28 protein-coding genes are annotated in these 22,959 nt (G+C 66.8%); 6 read left to right on the top strand and 22 right to left on the bottom strand.

Going from position 1 to position 22,959, the window contains the following annotated elements:
- Window positions 1-28 precede the first annotated feature (28 nt).
- From clpX to loiP, 4 genes are all read right to left on the bottom strand, one after another.
- Window positions 29-1,327, bottom strand: a complete 1,299-nt coding sequence (gene clpX, locus ADE01S_RS16365; RefSeq protein ID WP_062682785.1) for an ATP-dependent Clp protease ATP-binding subunit ClpX — start codon at window positions 1,325-1,327, stop codon at window positions 29-31.
- A gap of 100 nt (window positions 1,328-1,427) precedes the next feature.
- The gene (clpP, locus tag ADE01S_RS16360) at window positions 1,428-2,081 is read right to left on the bottom strand and encodes an ATP-dependent Clp endopeptidase proteolytic subunit ClpP (protein WP_062682784.1); all 654 of its coding nucleotides are present in this window, start codon (window positions 2,079-2,081) and stop codon (window positions 1,428-1,430) included.
- Between the two features lie 4 nt (window positions 2,082-2,085).
- Window positions 2,086-3,396 carry a trigger factor gene (gene tig / locus ADE01S_RS16355; protein ID WP_062682783.1) on the bottom strand — a complete coding sequence of 437 codons (1,311 nt, stop codon included), beginning with the start codon at window positions 3,394-3,396 and terminating at the stop codon, window positions 2,086-2,088.
- A gap of 167 nt (window positions 3,397-3,563) precedes the next feature.
- Window positions 3,564-4,319, bottom strand: a complete 756-nt coding sequence (gene loiP / locus ADE01S_RS16350; protein ID WP_062682782.1) for a metalloprotease LoiP — start codon at window positions 4,317-4,319, stop codon at window positions 3,564-3,566.
- Window positions 4,320-4,576: 257 nt separating this feature from the next.
- On the opposite strand from loiP, the gene ADE01S_RS16345 reads away from it, so the two are divergent.
- Window positions 4,577-5,122: a TIGR00645 family protein gene (locus ADE01S_RS16345; protein WP_062682781.1), complete on the top strand. Its 546-nt coding sequence runs from the start codon at window positions 4,577-4,579 to the stop codon at window positions 5,120-5,122.
- A gap of 129 nt (window positions 5,123-5,251) precedes the next feature.
- Here the strand turns inward: ADE01S_RS16345 and ADE01S_RS16340 are convergent, their stop codons facing one another.
- The 5 genes from ADE01S_RS16340 to ADE01S_RS16320 all read right to left on the bottom strand — a co-directional run bounded on the left by ADE01S_RS16340 (window position 5,252) and on the right by ADE01S_RS16320 (window position 7,903).
- On the bottom strand, window positions 5,252-5,458 hold the full coding sequence (locus ADE01S_RS16340) for a cold-shock protein (RefSeq protein ID WP_042794090.1): 207 nt from the start codon (window positions 5,456-5,458) through the stop codon (window positions 5,252-5,254).
- 317 nt (window positions 5,459-5,775) lie between these two features.
- A complete protein-coding gene (locus tag ADE01S_RS16335; RefSeq protein WP_062682780.1) occupies window positions 5,776-6,339 on the bottom strand; it encodes a DUF924 family protein in 564 nt (187 codons plus the stop codon).
- Window positions 6,340-6,515: 176 nt separating this feature from the next.
- Window positions 6,516-6,719, bottom strand: a complete 204-nt coding sequence (locus ADE01S_RS16330) for a cold-shock protein (RefSeq protein ID WP_006220190.1) — start codon at window positions 6,717-6,719, stop codon at window positions 6,516-6,518.
- A gap of 371 nt (window positions 6,720-7,090) precedes the next feature.
- Window positions 7,091-7,411, bottom strand: coding sequence for a hypothetical protein (locus tag ADE01S_RS16325; protein WP_062682779.1), 321 nt, complete (start codon window positions 7,409-7,411; stop codon window positions 7,091-7,093).
- A gap of 93 nt (window positions 7,412-7,504) precedes the next feature.
- Window positions 7,505-7,903 (bottom strand): hypothetical protein, encoded by a 399-nt coding sequence (locus ADE01S_RS16320; protein ID WP_062682778.1) that lies wholly within the window; start codon window positions 7,901-7,903, stop codon window positions 7,505-7,507.
- A 118-nt stretch (window positions 7,904-8,021) separates the two neighbouring features.
- Here ADE01S_RS16320 and ADE01S_RS16315 point away from each other — a divergent pair, with 118 nt between their 5' ends.
- Window positions 8,022-8,318: a DUF2513 domain-containing protein gene (locus ADE01S_RS16315; protein ID WP_062682845.1), complete on the top strand. Its 297-nt coding sequence runs from the start codon at window positions 8,022-8,024 to the stop codon at window positions 8,316-8,318.
- A 15-nt stretch (window positions 8,319-8,333) separates the two neighbouring features.
- Here the strand turns inward: ADE01S_RS16315 and ADE01S_RS16310 are convergent, their stop codons facing one another.
- From ADE01S_RS16310 to ADE01S_RS16295, 4 genes are all read right to left on the bottom strand, one after another.
- On the bottom strand, window positions 8,334-8,606 hold the full coding sequence (locus ADE01S_RS16310) for a hypothetical protein (RefSeq protein WP_062682777.1): 273 nt from the start codon (window positions 8,604-8,606) through the stop codon (window positions 8,334-8,336).
- Between the two features lie 81 nt (window positions 8,607-8,687).
- Window positions 8,688-9,818: an autotransporter outer membrane beta-barrel domain-containing protein gene (locus ADE01S_RS16305; RefSeq protein WP_082775822.1), complete on the bottom strand. Its 1,131-nt coding sequence runs from the start codon at window positions 9,816-9,818 to the stop codon at window positions 8,688-8,690.
- A gap of 293 nt (window positions 9,819-10,111) precedes the next feature.
- Window positions 10,112-10,498 (bottom strand): RidA family protein, encoded by a 387-nt coding sequence (locus tag ADE01S_RS16300; protein ID WP_062682775.1) that lies wholly within the window; start codon window positions 10,496-10,498, stop codon window positions 10,112-10,114.
- 23 nt (window positions 10,499-10,521) lie between these two features.
- Window positions 10,522-11,679, bottom strand: a complete 1,158-nt coding sequence (locus ADE01S_RS16295; RefSeq protein ID WP_062682774.1) for a DSD1 family PLP-dependent enzyme — start codon at window positions 11,677-11,679, stop codon at window positions 10,522-10,524.
- A gap of 123 nt (window positions 11,680-11,802) precedes the next feature.
- On the opposite strand from ADE01S_RS16295, the gene ADE01S_RS16290 reads away from it, so the two are divergent.
- Window positions 11,803-12,750, top strand: a complete 948-nt coding sequence (locus ADE01S_RS16290) for a LysR family transcriptional regulator (protein ID WP_062682773.1) — start codon at window positions 11,803-11,805, stop codon at window positions 12,748-12,750.
- A gap of 19 nt (window positions 12,751-12,769) precedes the next feature.
- Here the strand turns inward: ADE01S_RS16290 and ADE01S_RS16285 are convergent, their stop codons facing one another.
- Both ADE01S_RS16285 and ADE01S_RS16280 read right to left on the bottom strand, forming a co-directional pair.
- The gene (locus ADE01S_RS16285) at window positions 12,770-13,171 is read right to left on the bottom strand and encodes a RidA family protein (RefSeq protein WP_062682844.1); all 402 of its coding nucleotides are present in this window, start codon (window positions 13,169-13,171) and stop codon (window positions 12,770-12,772) included.
- Window positions 13,172-13,220: 49 nt separating this feature from the next.
- A complete protein-coding gene (locus ADE01S_RS16280; protein WP_062682843.1) occupies window positions 13,221-14,402 on the bottom strand; it encodes an MFS transporter in 1,182 nt (393 codons plus the stop codon).
- Between the two features lie 93 nt (window positions 14,403-14,495).
- Here ADE01S_RS16280 and ADE01S_RS16275 point away from each other — a divergent pair, with 93 nt between their 5' ends.
- From ADE01S_RS16275 to ADE01S_RS16265, 3 genes are all read left to right on the top strand, one after another.
- On the top strand, window positions 14,496-15,080 hold the full coding sequence (locus tag ADE01S_RS16275; protein ID WP_062682772.1) for a TetR/AcrR family transcriptional regulator: 585 nt from the start codon (window positions 14,496-14,498) through the stop codon (window positions 15,078-15,080).
- Between the two features lie 84 nt (window positions 15,081-15,164).
- Window positions 15,165-16,601, top strand: a complete 1,437-nt coding sequence (locus ADE01S_RS16270; RefSeq protein WP_062682771.1) for an MFS transporter — start codon at window positions 15,165-15,167, stop codon at window positions 16,599-16,601.
- 101 nt (window positions 16,602-16,702) lie between these two features.
- Window positions 16,703-17,011 carry a hypothetical protein gene (locus ADE01S_RS16265; protein WP_062682770.1) on the top strand — a complete coding sequence of 103 codons (309 nt, stop codon included), beginning with the start codon at window positions 16,703-16,705 and terminating at the stop codon, window positions 17,009-17,011.
- Window positions 17,012-17,027: 16 nt separating this feature from the next.
- Here the strand turns inward: ADE01S_RS16265 and ADE01S_RS16260 are convergent, their stop codons facing one another.
- The 7 genes from ADE01S_RS16260 to aqpZ form a co-directional block, all read right to left on the bottom strand.
- The gene (locus tag ADE01S_RS16260; RefSeq protein WP_062682769.1) at window positions 17,028-17,285 is read right to left on the bottom strand and encodes a hypothetical protein; all 258 of its coding nucleotides are present in this window, start codon (window positions 17,283-17,285) and stop codon (window positions 17,028-17,030) included.
- A 132-nt stretch (window positions 17,286-17,417) separates the two neighbouring features.
- Window positions 17,418-19,070 (bottom strand): PqiB family protein, encoded by a 1,653-nt coding sequence (locus tag ADE01S_RS16255; protein ID WP_062682768.1) that lies wholly within the window; start codon window positions 19,068-19,070, stop codon window positions 17,418-17,420.
- Between the two features lie 117 nt (window positions 19,071-19,187).
- Window positions 19,188-19,496 (bottom strand): hypothetical protein, encoded by a 309-nt coding sequence (locus tag ADE01S_RS16250; RefSeq protein ID WP_062682767.1) that lies wholly within the window; start codon window positions 19,494-19,496, stop codon window positions 19,188-19,190.
- 102 nt (window positions 19,497-19,598) lie between these two features.
- Window positions 19,599-20,456: a 3-deoxy-8-phosphooctulonate synthase gene (kdsA, locus tag ADE01S_RS16245; RefSeq protein WP_062682766.1), complete on the bottom strand. Its 858-nt coding sequence runs from the start codon at window positions 20,454-20,456 to the stop codon at window positions 19,599-19,601.
- Between the two features lie 94 nt (window positions 20,457-20,550).
- Window positions 20,551-21,114, bottom strand: a complete 564-nt coding sequence (locus ADE01S_RS16240; RefSeq protein WP_062682765.1) for a cytochrome b — start codon at window positions 21,112-21,114, stop codon at window positions 20,551-20,553.
- A gap of 82 nt (window positions 21,115-21,196) precedes the next feature.
- Window positions 21,197-21,886, bottom strand: a complete 690-nt coding sequence (locus tag ADE01S_RS16235; protein WP_062682764.1) for an MgtC/SapB family protein — start codon at window positions 21,884-21,886, stop codon at window positions 21,197-21,199.
- Between the two features lie 221 nt (window positions 21,887-22,107).
- A complete protein-coding gene (gene aqpZ, locus ADE01S_RS16230; RefSeq protein ID WP_062682763.1) occupies window positions 22,108-22,815 on the bottom strand; it encodes an aquaporin Z in 708 nt (235 codons plus the stop codon).
- Window positions 22,816-22,959: the final 144 nt, after the last annotated feature.

Raw genomic sequence — 22,959 nt, 5'->3', positions numbered from 1 at the left:
CGTTACGGGAACGGGCTTTTTTGAAATATCAGGCTGCGGCGTCCCGGACTTCCCCCCGCTCCGGCTTCTCCGAAGCGGCGGCCTCGTCGGCGTAGATCAGCAAGGGCTTGCCCTCGCCTTCGATCGCGCCTTCGTCCAGCACCACACGCTTGACGTTGCCCTGGGAGGGCAGGTCGTACATGGTGTCGAGCAGGGCCTGTTCGATGATCGAACGCAGGCCGCGGGCGCCCGTCTTGCGCCGGAGCGCCTTGCGGGCGATCGCCTTCAGCGCGGCGGGCCGCACGTCCAGCTCGGCGCCTTCCATCGCGAACAGCTTCTGGAATTGCTTGAGCAGGGCGTTCTTGGGCTCGGTGAGGATCTGCACCAGGGCGGCCTCGTCCAGCTCGTCCAGGGTGGCGACCACCGGCAGGCGGCCGACCAGTTCCGGGATCAGGCCGAACTTGATCAGGTCTTCCGGCTCGACTTCCGAGAACAGCTCGCCCACGCCGCGCTCGGACTTGGCGCGCACGGAGGCGGAGAAGCCGATGCCCGATTTCTCGGTGCGGTCGCGGATGACTTTTTCCAGCCCGTCGAAGGCGCCGCCGACGATGAACAGGATGTTGGTCGTGTCGACCTGGACGAAGTCCTGGTTGGGATGCTTGCGGCCACCCTGCGGCGGCACCGAAGCGACCGTGCCTTCGATCAGCTTGAGCAAGGCCTGCTGCACGCCCTCGCCCGACACGTCGCGGGTGATGGACGGGTTGTCGGACTTGCGGGAAATCTTGTCGATTTCATCGATGTAGATGATGGCGCGCTGCGCCTTCTCCACCTCGTAGTTGCAGTTCTGCAGCAACTTCTGGATGATGTTTTCGACGTCTTCGCCCACGTAGCCGGCTTCGGTCAGCGTGGTGGCGTCGGCCATGACGAAGGGCACGTTCAGCATGCGCGCCAGCGTCTGGGCCAGGAGCGTCTTGCCCGACCCGGTGGGGCCGATCAGCATGATGTTGCTCTTGGACAGCTCGACTTCGTCGCCCTTGATCTCGCCGTGGCGGATGCGCTTGTAGTGGTTGTAGACCGCCACCGCCAGCATGCGCTTGGGCGAGTTCTGCCCGATGACGTACTGGTCGAGGAAGGTCTTGATTTCAGCCGGAGTGGGCAGTTCGGAACGAATCGCCGCGCGCGCGGTGGCTTGCGCCTCCTCGCGGATGATGTCGTTGCACAGATCTATGCATTCATCGCAGATGAATACCGACGGACCCGCGATCAGCTTGCGGACTTCGTGCTGGCTTTTATTGCAAAACGAGCAATGCAGCACTTTTGCGTCTGCCGATCCCTTTTTTTCAGGCATATTTGTTTCGTATCTCAGGTAAAGATGCGCCAGGCCGGGAAAGACCTAGCGCATGCGCTTACTCAAACATGATGGCAGCGGGTTCGGGTCAACCGGGAAGTCAACCTTCCGAGCGGGAGCTCATCACCTTGTCCACCAGTCCATACGATACCGCATCTTCGGCCGACATGAAGTTGTCACGTTCCGTGTCTACGCCGATGCGCTCCATCGTCTGGCCGGTATTCGTGGCCAGGATCTGGTTCAGGCGTTCGCGGAGGTCCAGGATTTCGCGGGCCTGGATCTGGATGTCGGAGGCTTGCCCCTGGGCGCCGCCCGAAGGCTGGTGGATCATGATGCGCGAGTTGGGCAGCGTGAAACGCTTGCCCTTCTTGCCCGCCGCCAGCAGGAACGCCCCCATGCTGGCCGCCAGGCCGGTGCACAGGGTGGATACGTCCGGCTTGACGAACTGCATGGTGTCATAGATGGCCATTCCCGCGTAGACCGACCCGCCGGGCGAGTTGATGTACAGGGAAATGTCCTTGTCAGGATTCTCCGATTCCAGGAACAGCAACTGCGCGACGACCAGGTTGGCCGTGGCGTCGTTGACCGGACCCACCAGGAAAATGAGCCGCTCGCGGAGCAAACGCGAATAGATGTCGTAGGCGCGTTCGCCGCGCCCCGACTGCTCGATCACCATGGGAATGTAGCCCAGGCCGGTGGGGGTCACCGACGACCCGCCATTCATTGCCGCATAGAAATCGGTGAATCTCTGCATAGTGTTACGCCATCCCCATCAACTGATCGAAAGGCACCTTCTCTTCGGTGACCTTGGCCTTGTCCAGCACGTGCGCGACGACATTGTCTTCCAGCACGATCGCCTCGATTTCAGCACGACGCTGGCGGTCGGCCAGGTAATAGCTGACAACCTGGGCGGGTTGTTCGTAGTTCTGCGCGAACTCTTCGATGCGGGCGCGCACTTGCTCGGGCTTGGCTTGCAGCTGAGCTTGCTTGACCAGTTCCGAGACCAGCAGGCCCAGGCGCACGCGGCGCTCGGACTCGGTGGCGAAGGCTTCGGCGGGGATCGGCACCGACTCGGCGTTGGGGATGCCGCGCTGCTTGAGCTCTTCGCGGGCGGCGGCCACGCGGCCTTGCACGTCGTTGTCGACCAGGGCCTTCGGCACGTCGAACTTGCCGGCTTCGACCAGGGCGTCCATCACGCTGGACTTGGTGCGGCCTTGCGAGCGCACCTTGACTTCGCGTTCGATGTTGCTGCGGATGTCGGCCTTCAGCTTTTCGACGTCGCCTTCGGGCTGGCCGAGCGACTTGGCGAATTCGCCGTTCAGTTCGGGCAGCACGCCTTCGGCCACTTCCTTCACGGTGATCGTGAATTCGGCGGTCTTGCCGGCGACTTCCTTACCCTGATAGTCATCGGGGAACTTGAGCGGGAAGACCTTGGTTTCGCCAGCCTTCAGGCCGCGGGCGGCTTCTTCGAATTCCGGCAGCATGCGGCCTTGGCCGAGCACGAACGCGAAATCTTCGGCCTTGCCACCCTCGAACGGCACGCCGTCGATGGTGCCGGCGAAGTCCAGCGTGACGCGGTCGCCGTCGGCGCAGGCGCGGCCTTCGCGGGCTTCGAACGTGGCGCGCTGCTTGCGCAGGACGTCCAGGGTCTTGTCGACTTCGGCGTCGGAGACGGCGGTGTCGTAGCGGGTGACGGCCAGGGCCGACAGATCGGGCACGGCGACTTCGGGGTACACCTCGAACGTGGCGGTGAACGCCAGCGTGTCGTCGGTGACGCCTTCGGTCTTGGGTTCGAGGTTCGGGGCGCCGGCGACGCGAAGCTTGGCGCCGTCCACGGCTTGCTCGAAAGCACGGCCAACTTGGCTATTGATCACGTCGTAGCGGATGCTGGGACCATGGCTGCGCTCGAGCATGGCGAGCGGCGCCTTGCCCGGACGGAAGCCGGGGACCTTGGCGGTCCGAGCCACGCGCTTCAATTGCGCCTGGACTTCCTTTTCGACGTCGGCCACCGAGACGGCCAGATCAACACGGCGCTCCAGGCCGGAGAGGGTTTCAACCACAGGCTGCATTAAAAGACCTATTTTCCGAGAGATAAGAGATAACGGGCGGATAAACGCGCCATTTTACCGGAAACTTCCGGACCCCTGACGCAAAGAGGCGCGAGCACCCGGATAAGTCCGGATACTCGCGCCCCGTTTTCCGCCCCGGACGGGGTGGAAAAACGCCTTCCGGCGCCTTATTTGGCCTTGGCGATGCGCTCTTCGATGTGCTGCGCGCGCTTGGCCGAGGACGGATGGGAGCTCATCATATCGCTCTTGCCGCCGTCCAGTTCGGCCAGCTTCTGGAACGCGGTCACGAGGCCGCGGGTGTTCAGCTTCTTGGACTGGAGCAGGTCGAAGGAGTAGTCGTCGGCGGCGCTTTCCTGCGATTGCGAGAATTGCGCGTTGATGAACTTCTCGGTCAGGTCGCCCAGCTGCGACGAGCTCAGGGCGGCGACGGTCGCGCCACCGGCGGCGCCGGCGGCGTCGCGCGCGGCCGAGACCGTGTAGGCGGTCTGCATCGCCTTCTTGCTGTGGCCCAGCGCCACGTGGCCGATCTCGTGGCCCACGACGCCCATCACTTCGTCGTCGCTCATCATGTCCATCAGGCCGCTATAGACGCGGATGCAGCCGTTGGCCATGGCCCAGGCGTTCACGTCCTTGGTGATGTAGACCTTGTAGCTGGCCTTCTGGCCGTTCACCGTGCCGCCCAGCGACTTGGCGATCTTCTGCAGGCGGGCGTCGTACTTGCTGCCGGGCGCGGCGATCTTCTCTTGCGAGTCGCTCTGGGCGCAGGCCTTGTCCGACAGGGTCTTGATTTCGGCGTCGCTCAAGGTGGCGGCCTGGACGACTTTGCTGCCGGCACCCACCAACCCCCCGATGTCCAGCGCATGCGAGGCGGAATAAGGGGCAAGCGCGATGGACAACGCGGCGACGGCGTAGCGGATCTTCATGGGAACAAACTCCTCTTGACTGGCTCTATGCCAACGAGGCGGCAATTCTATATATGGCCAATGCGCTCCGAACGTTTCGGCACACAGTTTCGCAAATGCCAGTTTTCCTTACATAAAACCCGGGCATGGCCCGCGTAATCATGCTAGCGGCGGACCGGGAGATGGTTCCCGCCGTGAAAAACCTGGTGCCCGCGGACATCTGGCATTGATAGAATTGCGCCCGCTTTTTTCGCACACACCTACGGCTCGCAACCACAATGATCCCTCACTCCCCTCCCCGCCTCGGCCTGCTGCCCAGCCTGATTTTCAGTTCGCGCTGGCTGCAACTGCCGCTCTACCTGGGCCTGATCGTCGCCCAGGGCGTCTACGTCATGCTGTTCCTGAAGGAACTATGGCACCTGCTGACCCATGCCACGAGCTTCGGGGAAATGGAGATCATGCTGCTGGTGCTGGGGCTGATCGACGTCGTCATGATCTCGAACCTGCTGGTCATGGTGATCGTGGGCGGCTACGAAACCTTCGTGTCGCGCCTGCGCCTGCAAAACCATCCGGACCAGCCGGAGTGGCTCAGCCACGTCAACGCCAGCGTGCTCAAGGTCAAGCTGGCCATGGCGATCATCGGCATCTCGTCGATCCACCTGCTGCGCACCTTCATCGAGGCCGGCACGCTGGGCACGCCCAACGCGCGCTTCTCCGAGGCCGGCGTCATGTGGCAGACCATCATCCATGCCCTCTTCATCCTGTCGGCGCTGGGCATCGCGCTAGTGGACAAGCTGTCGACGCCCAGCCACGCCAAGCACTGAGGCGGAAAAGCGCGTTCCCCGGGGCCGCCCGCCTCGCGGGCAGCCTCCAAAAAAAGCCCCCACATATTGCATGTGGGGGCTTTTTTATGGGCGGAGCGCCGGGTTTGCCCGGAGCGCTGCCCGGCTGGATCAGGCCGCGACCTTGATGTTCTTCGCACTGGGGCCCTTGGGGCCGGTGCCGACGTCGAACGTGACGCGCTGGTTTTCCTGCAGCGACTTGTAGCCTTCGCTGCGGATCTCGGAGTAGTGAGCGAAAAGATCCTTGCTGCCGTCGTCGGGCATGATGAAGCCATAACCCTTTTCGGCGTTGAACCACTTAACGATGCCGGTTGCCATGGAGTGTCCTTGACCTATGAAAAGCGATTGCTCGCGGGGCGCCAGATCATCAAGGATGGGAGAGGAAGCAACCGCTGTACCACTGACGGCGACAAGAGAAACGCAGACCGCGTCGCTTGAAAATCTCGCTGAACCCAGTGTATTGGCGAACCTCGAAAACCGTCAAACATGCGGGCGCTCCCTTGCATGCGAACTATGCCGCGCGGCCCATGGCGCCGCGCCCTGCCCGGCCCCGCGAGCGGCTGAACATTTTCAAGTTGCCATGCGCCGATACACAAAGATACTCACGGCGGAAGCGCCTTTCGGCGCCTCCCTGCCTAGCCGGCGAATCCGCCCGATTCGAGGAATTCCTGTTCGGCCTGGCTGGTCTGCCTGCCGAGCGCGGCATTGCGGTGGGGAAAGCGGCCGAAGCGCTTGATGATGTCCCGGTGCAGCACCGCCCACCGCAGCGACTCCGCATCCAGCGTCTCCATCAGCGCGACGGCGCGGTTCTGCGCCGCCAGGCTTTCGGCGTGCTCGAACGGCAGATAGAAGAACTGGCGCAGCGGCGGATCGACGGCGAGATCATGCCCGGCCGCGATGGCGTGGTCGGCGAAATACTGCGCCAGCGGATCCGTGGCGAACATATGCGCCGTGCCGCGATAGGCATTGCGGGGGAACTGATCCAGCAGGATCATCAGCGCCAGCGCGCCGGTGGGATCGTCCAGCCAGGCATCCAGCTGGCGAGCGGCGGCGGCGTCATGCGCGCCCTCGAAGCGCTCGCGAAACGCGGCATCGAATGCGGCGTCCTTGTTGAACCACTGCTGCGGCCCCGCATCGAGCCAGAAAGAAACGACTTCGTGGGCCTGGGGAATGGACGACGGGGTAACGGGAGTAATCATGGCGGCGCGTTCCTGCGGTGGATGGCGGCGCATTCGGCTGCCGTTTTGAATAGTCAGAGAATACCGCGCCGAGGGATTACCCGAATACCTGCGCTTGGATGATGGACGCGGCCGAGTATCCGGCGCGCAAAAACAAAAAAGCCCCGCTAGGGGGCTTTTCTTGAAAACTCAGGACCTTACAGGACCTGGATCTTCGTGGCTTGCGGGCCCTTGGGGCCATTGGCCGTCACAAAGCTGACGCGCTGGTTCTCTTCCAGAGACTTGAAGCCCGAGCCCTGAATTTCGGAGAAGTGAGCGAACAGATCCTTGCCACCCGCTTCCGGAGTGATGAAGCCATAGCCCTTTTCCGAGTTGAACCACTTAACGACGCCGGTTTCCATACTGTATTTCCTAGAGATAATGGGCAAATGCCCGGAGGTCACGAATCAATCAAGGAGGGGACAGTAGAACAATAACGCTGAGCCGGAAAAGGCACGGCACTGAACGAAAATCGCAACGCTTGTGATCGTGTGCCGACACTATCGTTAGGTTCCCCTCATAAGTCAACATAATCCTAAAAAATGCGTGCCAATAATGCAACAAAGAGAAACTGCGCAGAAAAACGACACGATTTCATAGGCAATAAGGAGTCCTGCATAGGTGTAAACACCCACGCATCATAAAAAAACAATCAAGGCTTATATAAATGCCGCCTGCCCGCGCACGATCCTACATACGCCGTTCGGGCTAGCACTTTGGTTTGCCGCCAGGCTTACTCGTCGATAGGTAAACCCAGCAAGTCGAGCGCCGCGCCGAAAGCGTCGGGACCCGAGCAAAGGAAAACCGCCACGTCGCCGGGATTCATATTCTCCAGGACTTGGTCGATTTGTTCTTGCGCATTATCAACATCGTCGACATTCGAGGCGTGTATATCCGCCCCCGCTTCGACCTTCGCGCGCGGCACGATGTCTGCGATCGCATTCAGATCGGTCACGCCCACGACCACGTAGACGCTTATGCTTTCGCCATCCAGCGTGGTGTGCAGTTCAACGCCGCCCGCCACGTCGGCAACCTGCCGACTTACTATTTCCATGATCCATCTTCCTAGATTCGCGGGCATCGCCCGCCTGGGCACGCACCTCGCAGGTGCACACGCACGCCCAGGCGCGACTATAACAGCCTTGGACTAATGCTTCTTGACGGTGGGGCCGAGCGACTGGCGGGCCGCGCCGGATGTGGCGGCGACGCTACGGATGCGCACCCCGGCGGCGGCCAGCGCGGCGGCCAGCGGCTTCTGGGCGGCCAGGAAGGCGGCCTTTTCGTCGTCGACGAGCTTGCAGATGAACATCTGCGCCAGCAACTGCGTGCGGCGGGCCTTGCGGTTGCCGGCCTCCTGGGCGAGCCATTCGCCGACCCAGGCCGCGGCCGCCTCGGCGCCGCCCTGCAGCTTGACGTGGCCCAGCAGGTCGTAGACGGTCACGCCATCGATGCGGTCGTCGGCGCCGCGCGAAAGAAAGAGCTTGGCGGCCTGGCCGGAGTAGCCGGGGACCAGCGCAAGGCAGTCGCGTTCTGCGGGTTTCTTCATGGTTTCAGCATATATCGGTTATCGAGAACCCTGGACTGTAACCCGGCCGCCGGCTGTCGCGTTGCCGCCATCGAACTCTGCTATCGTCGCCCTATCCTTTCCCTACATGGTGGACATCATGCAACGCGATTTCGATCTGGTCGTCACGATCCTGGGCGCCCTGCGCGACGCGCCGGGCCCCAACCTGAGCACGCACGACATCAAGAACGCGGCCCTCGCGCCGCACCCCGAAGAACAGGGCCTGCAACTGATCGCGCACCACCTGGACCTGCTGGAAGACGCCGGGCTGGTCAAGCAAGTGAGCGAAACCGCCGCGAACGCGGGCGCCACGCGCTGGCGCATCACCTGGAAGGGCTATGACGCCCTGGAGCAGGACGAGGACGACGAAGACGAGGATTTCGACGCGGAGGAATGACCCGCGCGGGACGGCTCAGCGGCGCGACAGCACGCGCCGCGTGAGCAAGGAAGCCGCGGTGCCGATCACCAGGCTGAACATGAAGGCCGCGATCGACAGCATCGCCGACAGATCGCTGAAGCCGGCGCGGCGCGACAGCACGAATACCGCCACGAAAACCGCCGCCGCGAGCGCGACCACGCCCAGGAGCGCATGCTTGACGGAGCGCAGGCGGCCGCACAGCGAGCCGCCGGCCAGGGCGGCCGCCACCATCGCGGCCATCGACCAGAACAGGTATTCGTACTGCATGCGAACGATCTCCCCCGAAGGCATTGAGCCGCACGCATTATAGGCGCGGGCCCCCGCGAGGGAACCGAAACCCGGACTGGATCAGAAGCGGAAGGTGTAGCCGATGTTGGCCGTCACTTCCTGGCTGACGCTGGAACCGGTGCCGTATTGCAGGTCCACGAACGCCCGATGGCGTCCGGTTTCCACCGCCACGCCGCCGCCCAGCTGCCAGCGGTTTCCGGGCAGCGCCACATCGTAGGTCGAATCGCCGAAGCCCACCGTATCGTCGTGGGAGAACTGCTTCAGGTACGACACCCGCGCATAGGGCTGCACCGTGCCGCCGCCCGCCAGGCTGAAGTCGCGTCCGGCGCGCAGCCCTGCCCGCCCTTCGATCGACGTCTGGCTGCTGCGGCTGTAGATGCCCTGGAGCTGCGGCTCCACGAACCAGCCGTCGGCCAGGCGCCAGTGGTAGCCCACTTCCACGCTGCCGCTGTAGGTCGTGTGCGACACGTCGTCGTTGTAGGTGCCGCGGTCCAGCGGCAGGTCGAAACGCACGTCCTGATCGATCCTGCCGACCTTGTTGACCACGTCGACATACAGGCCGTTGTCGTCCACGTAAGACAGATAGATGCCGGCATAACGGCTGTCGATCTTCCCGCGGGTATTGAACTCGGCGTCCTGCCTGGACTCCGACAGGCCGACGAAGGCGCCCAGGTAGACCTTGGCCGTGTCCAGGTTCCAGGCATAGTCGCCGCCCACGGAAATGGCGCTCGCGTCCTGGTCGAAGCGGCGGGCGTTGGCCGTTTCCACCTTGTAGGTGCTGCCGGTGCCGCGCACCCAGAGGCCGCCCTTGTCCGGCATGGCGCGCAGTTCGCCCTGGCGCTGGCCCACCGTGCCGAGTTCGGTGTCGAGCAACAGGATGGACGCCGTCTGGGCCATGGCGACGGCGTTGGCGCCGCGCGCCTCGGCCTCCTTGCGGTAGGCCTCAAGGGCCTGGCGCCGGGCTTCCATGGCGGCTTCCAGGGCCGCCTGCTGCGCGGCGCGCTGGGCCGCGCGCTCGGCCGCCCGCTGCTGGGCGGCCAGTTGCGCGGGCGTCAACGGCGCCGCGGCCGCATCCAGCCCGGGAGCCAGGCAGGCGGCCGTCAGCGCCAGGATCGCGGCGCGCTTGAGGGACGGAGAGGCAGGCAAGGACAGAATGGGCCGTGCCGTGCGGAGAGGCGATTCAATGGTCATGCGGCGTCCTGGTGATTCACAATTTTCTACTTTCTATACAAAATACAGTTTCAAATTGTATGAGCAGGACGAAAGTCCGAGCCGTGGATTTGAGCCCGAAGTTGGCCGCTATTTCAGCGCCAAGTGTTTGTAACGACGGAGGAAAGCCGTGAAATGAACGCCCAGGCCCAGCGGCCGCCGTGCTTCTGCGCGGCGGCCGCTGGGCCTGAATACGGAACAATTACGATACGAAAAATGAACTATTCGCGGCTAAATATTTCTTTATGTAAATATTGACAAGCCGCGACCAGGCATCAGCCGACCGCGATCACGCTGATCTCCACCAGCGCGCCGAAATGCAGTTCGCGGGTGGGCACGATGGCGCGGGCCGGGCGATGCTCGCCGAAACACGTTTCGTAGACCCGGTTGACCTCATCCCAAAGGCCCACGTCGGGGATGTACACCGTCACGCTGGCGACGGCGGCCAGCGACGAGCCGGCCGCCTCCAGGATGGCCCGCACGCTGCGCAGGGCCTCCCGCGTCTGGGCGGCCGCGCCGCTGGCCAGCGCGGGCCGCGCGCCGGGCGCCGAGGGCGGCAGGAACCCCAGTTGCCCCGAGACGAAAACGAAGCCGTTGGCCCGCAGCGCCTGCGAATAATGGCCGGCGGGCAAGGTGGCGTCGGGCGTATGGATGATTTCCATGTCAGCGTCCTTTTGCGCAGGGGTTACCAGCCGCGGAAGCGTTCCCAGTGCGCCACCACCTCGGGCGAACCGGAGCGCACGACCTCGTAGGCCTCATGCTGCGCGCAGGTGGCGCAGGCATGGTTGGGCACGATCCGCAGCTTCGCGCCCAGCGGCAGGTCGGGCAGGACGGCGCCGCTGCCCGGCCGCACCTTGATGATGCCTTGTTCCTGGTTGGTCTCGGCGAGCAGCAGGTCGGGATACACCTTGCCCTGCGCGTCGCAGACCAGCCCGTACAGCTGGTCCACCCGCTGCCTGGCGGTGCCCCGGTCGCGCGACATGGCCATCCAGCCGGCGTCCACCAGGATCCAGCCCTTCTCCGGCTGATGCCCGATCACGGTCGTCAGGACGGTGGCCGCGATATCGTCCACCTCGCACACGCCCAGGCCCGCCATCACCAGGTCGAAGAACACGTAGACGCCCGCGCGGACTTCGGTCACGCCTTCCAGGTTGCGCGCGAAATGCGCCGTGGGCGTGGAACCCACGCTGACCACCGGACACGGCAGGCCGGCCTCGCGGATGGCCTGGGCGCACACGACGGCGGCCTGGCGTTCCTGCTCGGCCATGTCCGCGATCGCCTCGACGCTATCGCAGCCGTAGGATTCGCCGGCGTGCGTCATCACGCCGCGCAGGCAGGCGCCCTCTTCGTGCAGCGCCCGCGCAATCGCCAGCAACTGCTCCGTATTGCCGGGCTGCACGCCCGCGCGGTGGCCGTCGCAGTCGATTTCGATCAGGGCGGGTATGGCGTCGCCCGCCTCGCGGGCGCGCCGCGCCACCGCGCGCGCCGCCTCCAGGCTGTCGACCACCACGGTGAGATCGACCCCTTGCCGGCGCAGCGCCAGCACGCGGTCGAGCTTGGCGGGCGACACGCCGACGGCATACAGCAGGTCGGTGACGCCGGCGGCCGCGAACTGCTCGGCTTCCTGCAGCGTGGACACGGCGGCCGGCCCCCGCGGCGTGGACATGAGCCGCCGCGCGACTTCGATGGATTTGGGCGTCTTCAGGTGCGGACGCAATTGCACGCCATGGCCCGCCATCAGCGCGTTCAGGCGCTCGATGTTGCGCGTCATGCGGCTCTCGTCCAGCAGCAGGCACGGCGTGTCCAGGGTGTCCACGGTGGACGGGGCGGTGATTTCGGTCATGGGAGCCTCGGTATCGCTGATCGGGAGACGCCGGGCTGCCCGGCGTCCGCTGGCAGCAAGTATGGCGCGGCGCCGGCCTCGCGTGTTTAATAAAGACTTAATCATCGATTAATGCGAGCCTGAATGATCACCACCGACGACCTGCGCTTCTTCCTGAGCCTGGCGGCCACCCGCTCGCTGGCGGAAGCGGCGCGCGCGCTGGACGTGACGCCCCCGGCCGTCACGCAGCGCCTGCACGCGCTGGAAAAGCGGCTGGGCGTCAGGCTCGTCAACCGTTCAGGGCGCGGCACGGCGCTGACCGACGAAGGCCGGCTGCTCGCGCTGCGCGCGGAGCAGATCAGCGGCGAGCTGGGCAATCTGGCGGACGAACTGGCGGGCCGGCGCGGGCTGGTGGCGGGCCACCTGCGCGTGGTCGCGCCGCTGGGTTTCGGCCAGCGCTACGTGGCGGGGCTGGTGGCGGAATTCCGCAAGCAGGGAGAGAACGTCACGGCCAGCCTGACCCTGTCCGACGGCCCGCCGCGGCTCGCCTCCGACGATTGGGACGTCATGGTCCATATCGGCGAACTGCGCGATTCGACGTTGGTGGCCTATCCGCTGGCGCCCAACCGCCGGATCCTGTGCGCCTCGCCCGCCTACCTGGCGCGCCGCGGCGCCCCGGCCAAGCCGGAAGACCTGCGCGGGCACGATTGCATCGCCCTGCGCGAAAACGACGAAGACGTGACCCTATGGCGGTTCAAGCAGGGTCGCGGCGCGGCCGTGGGCGTGCGCGTATCGCCGGTGCTGTCGAGCAATGCGGGGGAAACGGCCGTGGAGTGGGCCCTGGCCGGGCACGGGATCATGGTGCGCTCGGAATGGGACGTGGCGGAGCATCTGCGCGCGCGTCGGCTGGTGCCCCTGCTGGCCGGCTGGAGCCTGCCGCAGGCGAACGTGGTGGCCCTGGTCAAGTCGCGGCAGGAGCTGCCGGCGCGGACCGCCGGCTTCCTGGCGCACCTGCGCGCCGCCTTCGCCGCGCCACCCTGGCGCGACAGGCCGGATGCGCCGGACAAATCGGACAAGCCCGAGGCGCCCTGAAACCGGCCGCGGCGCCGGGTCAGCAGTCCAGCATGGCTTCCGCTTCGATCTCGATCAGCCATTCCGGCAGCGACAGGCCGCTCACGATGATCCACGACGAAGGCGGCGGATCCTTCTTGAAGCGGTCGCGCAGCGCCTGGGCGATCACTTCCTGATCTTCGCGCGCCGTCTCGCAGAGGTAGATGCGCAGCATGATCACTTGCGCCAGGGTGCCGCCCGCGGCGGCGAGCACGCGCTCGACGTTATCCAGCGCGGCCGCGGTCTGCTCCTGCAGGCCCGGGCCCACGGTGCGCGCGCTGGCGTCGACGCCTACCTGGCCCGACAGCAGCATGCGCCGCTGCCCGGTCACGATCACGGCCTGGCTGAACCCGTATTGCACGGAGTCGAATACGGTATCGGGATTGATGACGGTCCTGGACATGGCCTGCTCCTGATGATGCGCCGGATCCGCCATTCTATCCGCGCCCTCCTCAGGCGCCGACCCTAGGGCGGCGCGCCGCCGGCAGCGCGGCCAGCAGCACGATGGCGCCCGCGCCCACGGCGGTCCAGAAGCCCGCGCGCACGCCGTAGTGGTCCACCACCCAGCCGGCCAGCGCCGCGCCCGCGGCCACGCCGGCGCCCAGGCCGGTGACCAGCCAGGTCAGCCCCTCGGTCAGGCGATGGCCCGGCACGTTGCTTTCCACCAGCGCCATCGCGATGATCATGGTCGGGGCGAACGACAGGCCCGCCAGCAGCACGCCCAGCGACAGGCCCAGCAGATCGTTCACCAGCAGCAGGGGAATGGTCGTGAACGCCGTGACCGCGGCGGCGACGGCCAGCAGCCGGGCCAGCGGCGCCCGGAACGTCAGGACGCCGAACACCAGGCCGGCGACGCAGGAACCCAGCGCATAGGCCGACAGCACCAGGCTGGCGCCCGCCGGCATTTCCTGCTGCCGCGCGAAGGCCACGCTGAGCACGTCGATGGTGCCCACGATCACGCCCATGGCCGCCATCATGGCCAGCAGGGACCGCAACATCGGCACGCGCAGCACCGAGGCCTCGCGCTCCTCGCGGCGCGGCCGCACCGCGGGCGCGGTGGCCCGCTGCAGCACGAAGGCCGTGACGCCGACCGCGAGCAGCAATGCCGCGGTCAGGGGGCCGGCTTCGGGAAAGAAGATCACGCTCAGGCCCACGGACAAGGGCGGCCCGATGATGAAGCTCAGTTCGTCGGCCACCGATTCCAGCGCGTAGGCCGTGCGCAATTGCGGCTTGTCGCGGAAGATCTCCGTCCACCGCGCGCGTATCATCGCGGGCATGCTGGGCAGGCTGCCCGCCAACGCGGCGCACGCGAACAGGGTCCAATCCGGCGCCTGCCACCGCAGGCAGGCCGCCAGGCCGACCAGCGCGAGCACGCACAGGCCCGCCGCGACGGGCAGCACCCTGCCCTGGCCGTGCCGGTCCACCAGCCGCGAAATGCGCGGCGCGAGCAAGGCCGTGGCCAGCGCGAAGGTGGCCGCGACGGCACCCGCCAGCGCGTAGGCGCCGCGCACCTCCGACAGCATCGTGATGATGCCGATCCCTATCATCGGCAAGGGCAGGCGCGCGATCGCGCCCGCCAGCACGAAACCGACGGCGCCGGGCGCCCTGAACAACTCGCGGTACGGATTGGCCACCTGGAACCTTTGAAGCATGTAGACAACGAGATCGTATTCACATACATTACGTATGTCAATTTACATACGGCCCGTATGCCACCGGAGGAAACCATGGCCCGCTCCCGCGCCGAAATGATCGAAGCCACCCGCGCGAAACTGCTGGACGCCGCGCGCCGGGCCTTCCGCGAGGCGGGGTACGCGGCAACCTCCATGGACGACTTCACGGCCGCGGCCGGCCTGACCCGCGGGGCCCTCTACCATCATTTCGGCGGCAAGCCGGGCCTGCTGGCCGCGGTCGTCGAACAGATCGACGACGAAATGGACCAGCGCCTGGACGAGATTTCGGCGCGGGCGCCGGACGCCTGGACCGCTTTCCGCGAACGCTGCCGCGCCTATCTGAGGATGGCCGCCGAACCCGAGATCCGGCGCATCGTGCTGCAGGACGCCCGCGCCGTGCTGGGCCCGGCCACCGACCATGCCCAGCAGCGCTGCCTGGCGTCGCTGGGCGCGCTCTTGCAGCGCCTGATGGACGACGGGGCCATCGAACCCGCGGCGCCCGCGGCGCTTGCCCGGCTGATCAACGGCAGCCTGTCGGATAGCGCCTTCTGGATCGCCGCCGATCCGGAGGACGCCGACCGGCTGGCCCAGGCGTTGCAGGCGCTCGACCTGCTGCTGCGCGGCCTGCGCCGGCAGTGAAGCCGGGTTTGCGGTCCGGCGCCGGCATGCGTATTATCCAATAGTTTTCTTGTTTAAATAACGACATCGAAGGCGGACCCCCGCGTGAGCACCGGCACATCCCATGTTTCAAACGCCTCCTGGGCGGCGCTGCTGCGCGGCGGCAATGCCCTGCGCTCCATCGCGCTGGCGGGCGGCGTCGCCTTGCACGCCATCAACGTCTACATCGTGACCACGATCCTGCCCAGCGTGATCCAGGATATCGGCGGACTCGAATACTACGCGTGGAACACCACGCTCTTCGTGGTCACGTCCATCGTGGGCTCGGCGCTGTCGGCCAAGCTGATCGAAACGCTGGGTCCGCGCGCGGCCTACCTGTCGGCGGTGGCGGTGTTCACGGCGGGATCGGTCGTCTGCGCCCTGGCCCCTTCCATGCCCTGGCTGCTGGCGGGCCGCAGCGTCCAGGGCCTGGGCGGCGGCATTCTCTTCGCGCTCAGCTATGCGTTGATCCGCCTGGTGTTCGAAGCGGCCCTGTGGTCGCGCGCCATGGCGCTGGTGTCGGGCATGTGGGGCGTGGCCACCTTGTGCGGCCCCGCCATCGGCGGCATGTTCGCGCAATCGGGGCACTGGCGGCTGGCCTTCTGGGCCCTGCTGCCCGCCGCCGCGGCGCTGGCGCTCATCGTCGTCCTGAAGGTCGGAAACAAGGCCGCCATGCCGAAGTCCTCGCCGACCTCCCTGCCCCTGTCCACGCTGGCCCTGCTGGTGGCAAGCGTGCTGGCCATCACGCTGGCCAGCCTGTCCACCGGACTGGCGGGCAACCTAGCGGGCATCGGCGCCGGGCTGGCCATCGCGGTCCTGATCGCGGCGGTGGACGCGCGCGCCGCCAAGCGGCTGCTGCCCACCGGCGCCTACAGCATCGGAACGCCGCTGGGCGCGCTGTACGCCCTGATGTGCCTGGTGGTGGCCGCCATCACCACCGAGATTTTCGTGCCGTATTTCCTGCAGGTCATCCACGGCATGACGCCGCTGGCCGCGGGCTACATGACCGCCGCCATGGCGGCGGGCTGGACGCTGGCCGCCATGCCCAGCGCCACCCGCAGCGGCCCGGCCGCGAACTTCCTGGTGCGCCTGAGCCCCGTCGTCATCCTGGCTTCGCTGGTGGCGCTGGCCGTCATGACGCCGCGCGCGGCGCTGCTCCAGTCCTATGCCGGGCTGGCGGTCTACGTGGTGGCGCTGGCCGGCGTGGGCTTCGGCATCGGCCTGAGCTGGCCGCACCTGCTCACCCGGATCTTCAATGCCGCCCCGCCGGGAGAGGAAACCCTGACCTCCTCCTCCATCACCACGGTGCAGCTGTACGCCACGGCCTTGACGGCAGCGCTGGCCGGCGTGATCACCAACGGCGCCGGCCTGGCCGACCCGGGCGGCGTCGCGGGCGCGCAGCGCGCCGCGCTGTGGCTGTTCGCCTCGTTCGCCGTGGCGCCCGCCGCGGCCCTGCTGCTGTTGGCGCGTGTCACGCGCGAGCGCGCGCCGGCCGTGGCCTAGCGCCGCCTTCGCGTCGCGGGAACCGGTCGGAATCCGCCAAAGGCGGTATGGAAGCGCGCGGAGGCTTTTGCTACGCTGGACCTACCTGGAGGGTCCCGGCCATGAACAACAGAATCCGCGTGCTGTGCGTCCAGCCATCGTCGTTCTCGGCGCGTTTTGCGTTCCTGGGCATCGCCTTGCGCTGGACGCTGGGCGCAACGCCCCGCCCCGCCCGGCTCCTCATCGGGCCGCACGACCTCGAACCGATGGGGTCCGAAGCCGAGTTCTGGCGCTTCGCCCTGCGGCATGCGTGTTCCAGCCGCTCCATCCTCGTCACCCGCGGCGATCACTGGGACGTGACGGCCTCGGTGGACGGCGACGAGGTGCGCGCCTTCGGGCGCAAGTTCGCGTTGCGCCACTGCCTGTTCTGAACCCCAGGACGGCCGCCTACGCATCGAAGGAACGCTTGCGGTGGTACATCGCCAGCTCCTCCGCGGTCCAGCGTTGCCGCGCTTCTTCCTGGCAACAGGTGCGGAAAACCAGGGCGCCCACCTCCAGAAAGCGCCTGACCTCCGCGTCCGACAGCTTGGACTGCACGTGGATCAGGCAATCCGCATAAGCGGAAAGAATGCCATCCCAGCGGTCAAATCTGCCCGGCGCGACGGGCTGCGTGATCATGCGCGCCATCATTTCACTATGATCCATGCTGAGTCCCTCTCGGACGCCTCGCCGTTGCCATGAGCGACGGCAGTCAGGCCGCGGGACCGACCAGCAAGTCTCGTTCCCGGCCGCGGGCCGAGTCCAATACGGATGCGCCATTCCCCGCGGGCGGGCCGGCTACTGGCGCGCCGGCTGACGCGTCGGCGGAGCGTCCTGCGGGCGGCCCCGCAGCAGCGCGTCGGGATAGGCCTGCAGATAATCCGCCAGCTCCCGCAGCGACCGGGCGGCGCGCGCCAGTTCCTGCAAGGCAGTATCCGCGCTGGCAGGGAGATCGGCATCGGGGCTGAGCACGCCCCCGACCGCTGCCAGCGACTTGCTGGCCTGCTTCAGCATGGCCTGCGCCTCCGGCGCCAGGCGGGTATCCAGCCGCCTGACCAGGCTGGCCGTTCCGCGCAGCAGATTGTTCAGCTCCGTGCCCAGCGCCTCCAGCGGCACCCGGTCCAGCTTGGTCAGGATGCTGTTGATCTGCATCTGCAGCTGGTCCAGGTTGTTGGGCACCGTCGGGATCTCCGGCGTGGCTTCCATCTTGAACGACACCGGCTTGGCATCCGGGAACATCGCCATGGCCACGTACAGCTGGCCGGTCAGGAGGTTGCCGATGCGCAGCTGCGCCCGCAGGCCCTGCGCGATCATTTCGGTCAGCAGCTTGCCGCTGGGATGCGCCAGCGACGATCCGGAATACTCCTTGATTTCGCCGACGGTCTTGGCGCCCAGGCGCTCCAGGTACAACGTGGCCCCCACCACCGCGTAGAACCGGTTGGTCTCGCGATCCAGCTCCAGCCCGATGGAATCCACCTGCCCGATGGTGGCGCCGTAGCTGTCGATGGGCGCCCCCACCACCAGGCCGCGGACCGACTGGTCGAAGCGCATGCGGATATGCAGCGGCACCCCGTCGGGCTGCGCCCGGGCGGCGCCTTCGGACGAGAAAATGACGAACTCCGCGTCGGCCTTGGCGGCCACGCGCGCGCGCTGCTCGACGGTATCGAAGGCGACGCCCCCGACGATCACCGACAGCAACGACTGCGAGCGCATCTGCAGCCCGCGCGCATCGACGCTGAAATCCACGCCGCTGGCATTCCAGAAGCGCGTCGCTTCGTTGACGTAGGCGTCGTTGGGCGCGTCGATGAAGACCTGCACGTCGACCCCCTCGCCCGCCTTGTCCAGGTGGTAGCCCACCACCTCCCCCACCGGAATGCGCCGGTAGTAAACCGGCGACCCGACGTCCAGCGAGCCGAGGTCGTTGGCCTTGAGCGTATAGCGCTTGCCCGCGCGGTCCTGCGTCACCTCGGGCGGAATCTCCAGGCCGACGAAGGCCGATTTGGTGGCGAAGCCGGCGGCGTTCTTGCTTCGGTCGCCGGCCGGGTCCACGCCGATGTAGGCGCCGGAGAACAAGGTGCTCAGGCCGGACACGCCGCTCAGGGTGAGGCGGGGCCGCACCACCCAGAACTGGGTGCCTTCCTGCAGCAGGCTGCTCGCGTCCTTGTCGATGCGGATCGTGACGATGACGCCGGAGCGGTCGGGATTCAGGGCGACGCGCTCGACGAGGCCGACGTTGACCTCCTTGTAGCGCACTTGCGTCTTGCCGGCTTCCAGCCCTTCGGCGGTCTGGAAACTGATGGTGGCCGTGGGGCCGGCCTCCATCCAGACGCGCACCACCAGCAGCAAACCGCCCACCGCCGCGATGATAGGCACCAGCCAAATCCACGACAGGCGACGTCCCTTGCGCCTTGCGGCGGGCGCATGCGCGGGAGCAGAGCCGGGCTCAGTCATAGAGGGCGTCCTCTGTTGTATCCATCCAGACGCGAGGGCAGGATCCTGTCAAAGAATCGCCCCCCGCCGGCCGGCGCGCAAGTAAGGGAATCCCCTAGGGCGGCCCGCGACGCCGGATCAGAACTCCGGCAGGTCGAACAGCGTATGCAGGGTGGAGCTGGGCATGGGCGCGGACACGAGGTGCTCGCGCCCGTCGTCGTCGACCAGGACCCGCACGGGGCGCGACGCCACGCTCATGCCGTCCAGGCTGATGGCGGTCTCGACCTCGACGCCGTCCTTGATGAGTTCGATGACTTCGGAAGCCGCCGCCGTGACCGGTTCCGTCACCCAGCCCGGCACGCCGCGCTCGGCCTGCCCCCAGCGGACATAGGCCACGTGCCCGCTCACGGGCTCCTTGCGGACGGCGACGATCACATACAAAGACATCCAGGCCTCCCTAAGGACGGTTGAGACTCAAAGCGGCCTCGCGCAGGCTTCGAGTGGCCTGGATCGTATAACAACTCGATGCAGCGATCGTGACCGCCGCGCTCAGGGTTCGATGTCGATGGGGGCAAAGGACTTCACCAGGTCGTCCAGCTGCTTCAGCTGGGTCAGGAAGGGTTCGAGTTTGTCCAGCGGCAAGGCGCTGGGTCCGTCGCATTTGGCCTGCCTGGGATCGGGGTGGGCTTCCAGGAAAAGGCCCGCCAGCCCCACCGCCATGCCGGCGCGGGCCAGCTCGGCCACCTGCTCGCGGCGGCCGCCCGAGGCGGCGTCCAGCGCCGAACGCTGCTGCAGGGCATGCGTCACGTCGAAAATCAGCGGGCGGTTGCCGGACACCTTCTTCATCACGCCGAACCCCAACATGTCCACCACCAGGTTGTCGTAGCCGAAGGAGGTGCCCCGGTCGCAGAGGATGAGTTTGTCGTTGCCGGCCTCGGTGAACTTCTCGACGATGTTCAGCATCTGGGTCGGGCTGAGGAACTGCGGCTTCTTGATGTTGATCACGCGCTGCGTCTTCGCCAGCGCGACCACCAGGTCCGTCTGCCGGGCCAGGAAGGCGGGCAGTTGCAGGATGTCCACGACCTCGGCCACCGGCGCGGCCTGCCAGGGCTCATGCACGTCGGTGATGACCGGCACGCCGAAGGTGTTCTTGACCTCCTCGAAAATCCGCATCCCCTCTTCCAGGCCCGGGCCGCGATATGAATGGATGGAGGAGCGGTTGGCCTTGTCGAACGACGCCTTGAACACGTAGGGGATGCCCAGCCGCGTCGTCACGCGCTGGTATTCCTCGCAGGCGCGCAGCGCCAGGTCGCGGGATTCCAGCACGTTGATGCCGCCGAACAGCACAAAGGGCTTATCGTTCGCGCAGCTGATCGAGGGAGAGATAACGACTTCCGGGGCGGTCATGACGGGTGAATCCTGTAGAAATGAAGCAGGTGATAGTGCGTAATGTACAACCTGCTCCGCCCGTCGATCACTCCCCGGGGACGTCCGCCCCCGCTCAGCGGCTCGACAGCATCCGGCGCAGCACCCCGTCGCGCAGGAAATAATGGTGAAAAAGCCCTGCCAGCGCGTGCAGCAGCGCCAGCACGATGATCGTCCAGGCCACCGTGTTATGCAGGCCGCCGATGAAATGGCGTTGCTCGCGGTCGATCGGGATCAGCGTGGGCACGTCGAACAGCCCGAAAAAGGCGAAGGGCTCGCCCTGGGCCCAGCGGAACAGGAAGCCCAGCACGATCTGCGCCGCCATCAGCGCGTACAGCAGGCCGTGCATGCCCGTGCCGGCCACCCGCAACCAGCCGGTGGCCGCCGGCGGCAGGCGCCGGCCCGCGGTCAGGCGCCAGGCGGCGCGCAGCACGAGCACGGCGGCAAACGCCAGCCCGAACGAAATGTGCAGCGATTGCAGCAGGCGCCGCGTCGGCGTCCCGCGCGGCAGGAAGCCCCAGGCCTCGGCCAGCCCGAACAGCCCCACGACCAGCAGGGCCGTGAGCCAGTGGAAGGCGATGGTGACGCGGTCATAGTGCGCGGGGCCGGACGGCGCGGCGGCGGGGGAAGCAGGGTTCACGGGCGGCGCTCATGGTCTGGATACGACCTGCAAGCGTATTGAGATCCGACTTACGGCGTCCTGATTGCGCCCCGACGCGGGCTCAGGCGTTGCCCGTGTCCGATGTCCAGCTCGCGGAGAAAGTCTGCGGCAGCAGGCTCAGGCTGCCCACCAGTTTTTCCACGCGCTCGTCTTCCTGGCGCATGGAGTAGACCACCGCCGTGACCTCCGAGCGGCCGCCGTCGCGCTGCTGGCTTTCCACGCCGCGCAGGCGCAGGCTGTGCTTGCCCAGCGCGTTCAACAGCTCCGCCCGCATCAGGGCCTCGTCCGCCGACGCGCAGGTCAGCGCGATGTTGTAGTAGCGCTCTTCGGTTTCCGCCTCGGGCACGTAGCGGTCCACCAGCCTCGCGCCGCCGCGCAGCACCACGTTGGTCACCAGGATCAGCGCGGTCACGGCGCCGGCCTCGGCCAGGAAGCCGTAGCCCGCCAGCACGCCGACGGCGCCGGTGGCCCAGATGGTGGCCGCGGCGCTGAGGCCCCGGATGGTCAGCCCGTCGCGCATGATCAGGCCGGCGCCCAGGAAACCGATGCCCGTCACGACCTGGCTGCCCAGGCGCATATCGTTGCTGGCGTCCAGCAGCGCGGGCAAGGCGGTATAGGCGGCCGCGCCCAGGGCGACCAGGGCGTGCGTGACGACGCCCGCGTAGTTCTGCCGCCACTGGCGCTCCAGGCCGACGGCGGCGCCCAGCAGCATGGCGAGCGTGAGATGGATGGCGATGGAAAATTGACTCATGGGTGCTTCGTGTTTCTTGTTCTTCCCGGATGGCCCGGTCGGGCCGCCGCCAGGCTATCGGCTGGGCTCTATTATCGCCCGCCCCCTCGAAGCGGCGCGCCGGCGCCCGCGTTTCGGGGCGCTCAACGCAAAACCGCCCGGACGCCGCCGGCCAAGCCGACGGGGTCCAGGCGGAATCGGGGCCGATTGCAGGAACCGGCCGCGCCCGCGGGCGGTGCCGCCTATTCCTTGGCGGGGTCGCTCACCAGCCGGTAGGCGATCGCGCCGATGATGGCGCCGACGATGGGCGCCACCCAGAACAGCCACAGCTGCTCCAGCGCCCAGCCGCCCACGAACAGCGCGGGGCCGGTGGAGCGGGCCGGATTGACCGACGTGTTGGTCACCGGGATGCTGATCAAATGGATGAGCGTCAGCGCCAGGCCGATGGGGATCGCCGCGAACCCGGCCGGCGCGCGCTTGCTGGTCGAACCCAGGATCACGAACAGGAAGCCCGCCGTCAGCACGACTTCCGTCACCAGGGCGGAAACCATCGAATACTTGCCGGGCGAATACGCGCCATAGCCGTTGGCCGCGAAGTGACTGCCCTTCAGGTCGAAGCCCAGCTTGCCGCTGGCGATGCAGGCCAGCACCGCGGCGGCCGCAATGGCGCCCAGCACCTGCGCGATGACGTAGGGCGCGATTTCCTTGGCCGGGAAACGGCCGCCCGCCACCAGGCCCACCGTCACGGCCGGATTGAAGTGGCCGCCCGAGATATGGCCCACCGCGAACGCCATCGTCAGCACGGTCAGGCCGAACGCCAGCGCCACGCCGGCGAAACCGATGCCCAGCTCGGGAAAGCCCGCCGCCAGCACCGCCGCCCCGCAACCGCCCAATACCAGCCAGAACGTGCCGAAGAATTCCGCGCCGCAACGCTTCGATAGCGAGTACATTTCCACCCCCAAAAAACGAAAACCCAACGGTATCGCGTGACGGGAACGGCAACGTTAAAGCAATGCAAATCTTGACATTTCTTGTTCGCTCCCCGGCACCGGCGTCCCTGCCTCGAACACGGTAGCGCCGCCGGGCCGGCTCGG

This window comes from Achromobacter denitrificans NBRC 15125 (assembly GCF_001571365.1).
Classification (GTDB): Bacteria; Pseudomonadota; Gammaproteobacteria; order Burkholderiales; family Burkholderiaceae_B; genus Achromobacter; species Achromobacter denitrificans.
Note: the sequence above shows the minus strand (reverse complement) of the source record. Positions and strands in the feature narration are given on the sequence as shown.

What these genes read in the sequence shown, in the direction of transcription:
- loiP (WP_062682782.1), bottom strand. Translation starts at nt 4,319, where the DNA reads ATGAAGATCCGCTACGCCGTCGCCGCGTTGTCCATCGCGCTTGCCCCT.
- ADE01S_RS16275 (WP_062682772.1), top strand. Translation starts at nt 14,496, where the DNA reads ATGGCCCGCTCCCGCGCCGAAATGATCGAAGCCACCCGCGCGAAACTG.
- clpX (WP_062682785.1), bottom strand. Translation starts at nt 1,327, where the DNA reads ATGCCTGAAAAAAAGGGATCGGCAGACGCAAAAGTGCTGCATTGCTCG.
- ADE01S_RS16295 (WP_062682774.1), bottom strand. Translation starts at nt 11,679, where the DNA reads ATGACCGAAATCACCGCCCCGTCCACCGTGGACACCCTGGACACGCCG.
- ADE01S_RS16290 (WP_062682773.1), top strand. Translation starts at nt 11,803, where the DNA reads ATGATCACCACCGACGACCTGCGCTTCTTCCTGAGCCTGGCGGCCACC.
- ADE01S_RS16325 (WP_062682779.1), bottom strand. Translation starts at nt 7,411, where the DNA reads ATGGAAATAGTAAGTCGGCAGGTTGCCGACGTGGCGGGCGGCGTTGAA.
- ADE01S_RS16305 (WP_082775822.1), bottom strand. Translation starts at nt 9,818, where the DNA reads ATGACCATTGAATCGCCTCTCCGCACGGCACGGCCCATTCTGTCCTTG.
- ADE01S_RS16255 (WP_062682768.1), bottom strand. Translation starts at nt 19,070, where the DNA reads ATGACTGAGCCCGGCTCTGCTCCCGCGCATGCGCCCGCCGCAAGGCGC.
- aqpZ (WP_062682763.1), bottom strand. Translation starts at nt 22,815, where the DNA reads ATGTACTCGCTATCGAAGCGTTGCGGCGCGGAATTCTTCGGCACGTTC.
- ADE01S_RS16235 (WP_062682764.1), bottom strand. Translation starts at nt 21,886, where the DNA reads ATGAGTCAATTTTCCATCGCCATCCATCTCACGCTCGCCATGCTGCTG.
- ADE01S_RS16250 (WP_062682767.1), bottom strand. Translation starts at nt 19,496, where the DNA reads ATGTCTTTGTATGTGATCGTCGCCGTCCGCAAGGAGCCCGTGAGCGGG.
- ADE01S_RS16340 (WP_042794090.1), bottom strand. Translation starts at nt 5,458, where the DNA reads ATGGCAACCGGCATCGTTAAGTGGTTCAACGCCGAAAAGGGTTATGGC.
- ADE01S_RS16315 (WP_062682845.1), top strand. Translation starts at nt 8,022, where the DNA reads ATGCAACGCGATTTCGATCTGGTCGTCACGATCCTGGGCGCCCTGCGC.
- ADE01S_RS16345 (WP_062682781.1), top strand. Translation starts at nt 4,577, where the DNA reads ATGATCCCTCACTCCCCTCCCCGCCTCGGCCTGCTGCCCAGCCTGATT.
- clpP (WP_062682784.1), bottom strand. Translation starts at nt 2,081, where the DNA reads ATGCAGAGATTCACCGATTTCTATGCGGCAATGAATGGCGGGTCGTCG.
- ADE01S_RS16335 (WP_062682780.1), bottom strand. Translation starts at nt 6,339, where the DNA reads ATGATTACTCCCGTTACCCCGTCGTCCATTCCCCAGGCCCACGAAGTC.
- ADE01S_RS16300 (WP_062682775.1), bottom strand. Translation starts at nt 10,498, where the DNA reads ATGGAAATCATCCATACGCCCGACGCCACCTTGCCCGCCGGCCATTAT.
- ADE01S_RS16310 (WP_062682777.1), bottom strand. Translation starts at nt 8,606, where the DNA reads ATGCAGTACGAATACCTGTTCTGGTCGATGGCCGCGATGGTGGCGGCC.
- ADE01S_RS16260 (WP_062682769.1), bottom strand. Translation starts at nt 17,285, where the DNA reads ATGGATCATAGTGAAATGATGGCGCGCATGATCACGCAGCCCGTCGCG.
- ADE01S_RS16330 (WP_006220190.1), bottom strand. Translation starts at nt 6,719, where the DNA reads ATGGAAACCGGCGTCGTTAAGTGGTTCAACTCGGAAAAGGGCTATGGC.
- ADE01S_RS16285 (WP_062682844.1), bottom strand. Translation starts at nt 13,171, where the DNA reads ATGTCCAGGACCGTCATCAATCCCGATACCGTATTCGACTCCGTGCAA.
- tig (WP_062682783.1), bottom strand. Translation starts at nt 3,396, where the DNA reads ATGCAGCCTGTGGTTGAAACCCTCTCCGGCCTGGAGCGCCGTGTTGAT.
- ADE01S_RS16320 (WP_062682778.1), bottom strand. Translation starts at nt 7,903, where the DNA reads ATGAAGAAACCCGCAGAACGCGACTGCCTTGCGCTGGTCCCCGGCTAC.
- ADE01S_RS16265 (WP_062682770.1), top strand. Translation starts at nt 16,703, where the DNA reads ATGAACAACAGAATCCGCGTGCTGTGCGTCCAGCCATCGTCGTTCTCG.
- kdsA (WP_062682766.1), bottom strand. Translation starts at nt 20,456, where the DNA reads ATGACCGCCCCGGAAGTCGTTATCTCTCCCTCGATCAGCTGCGCGAAC.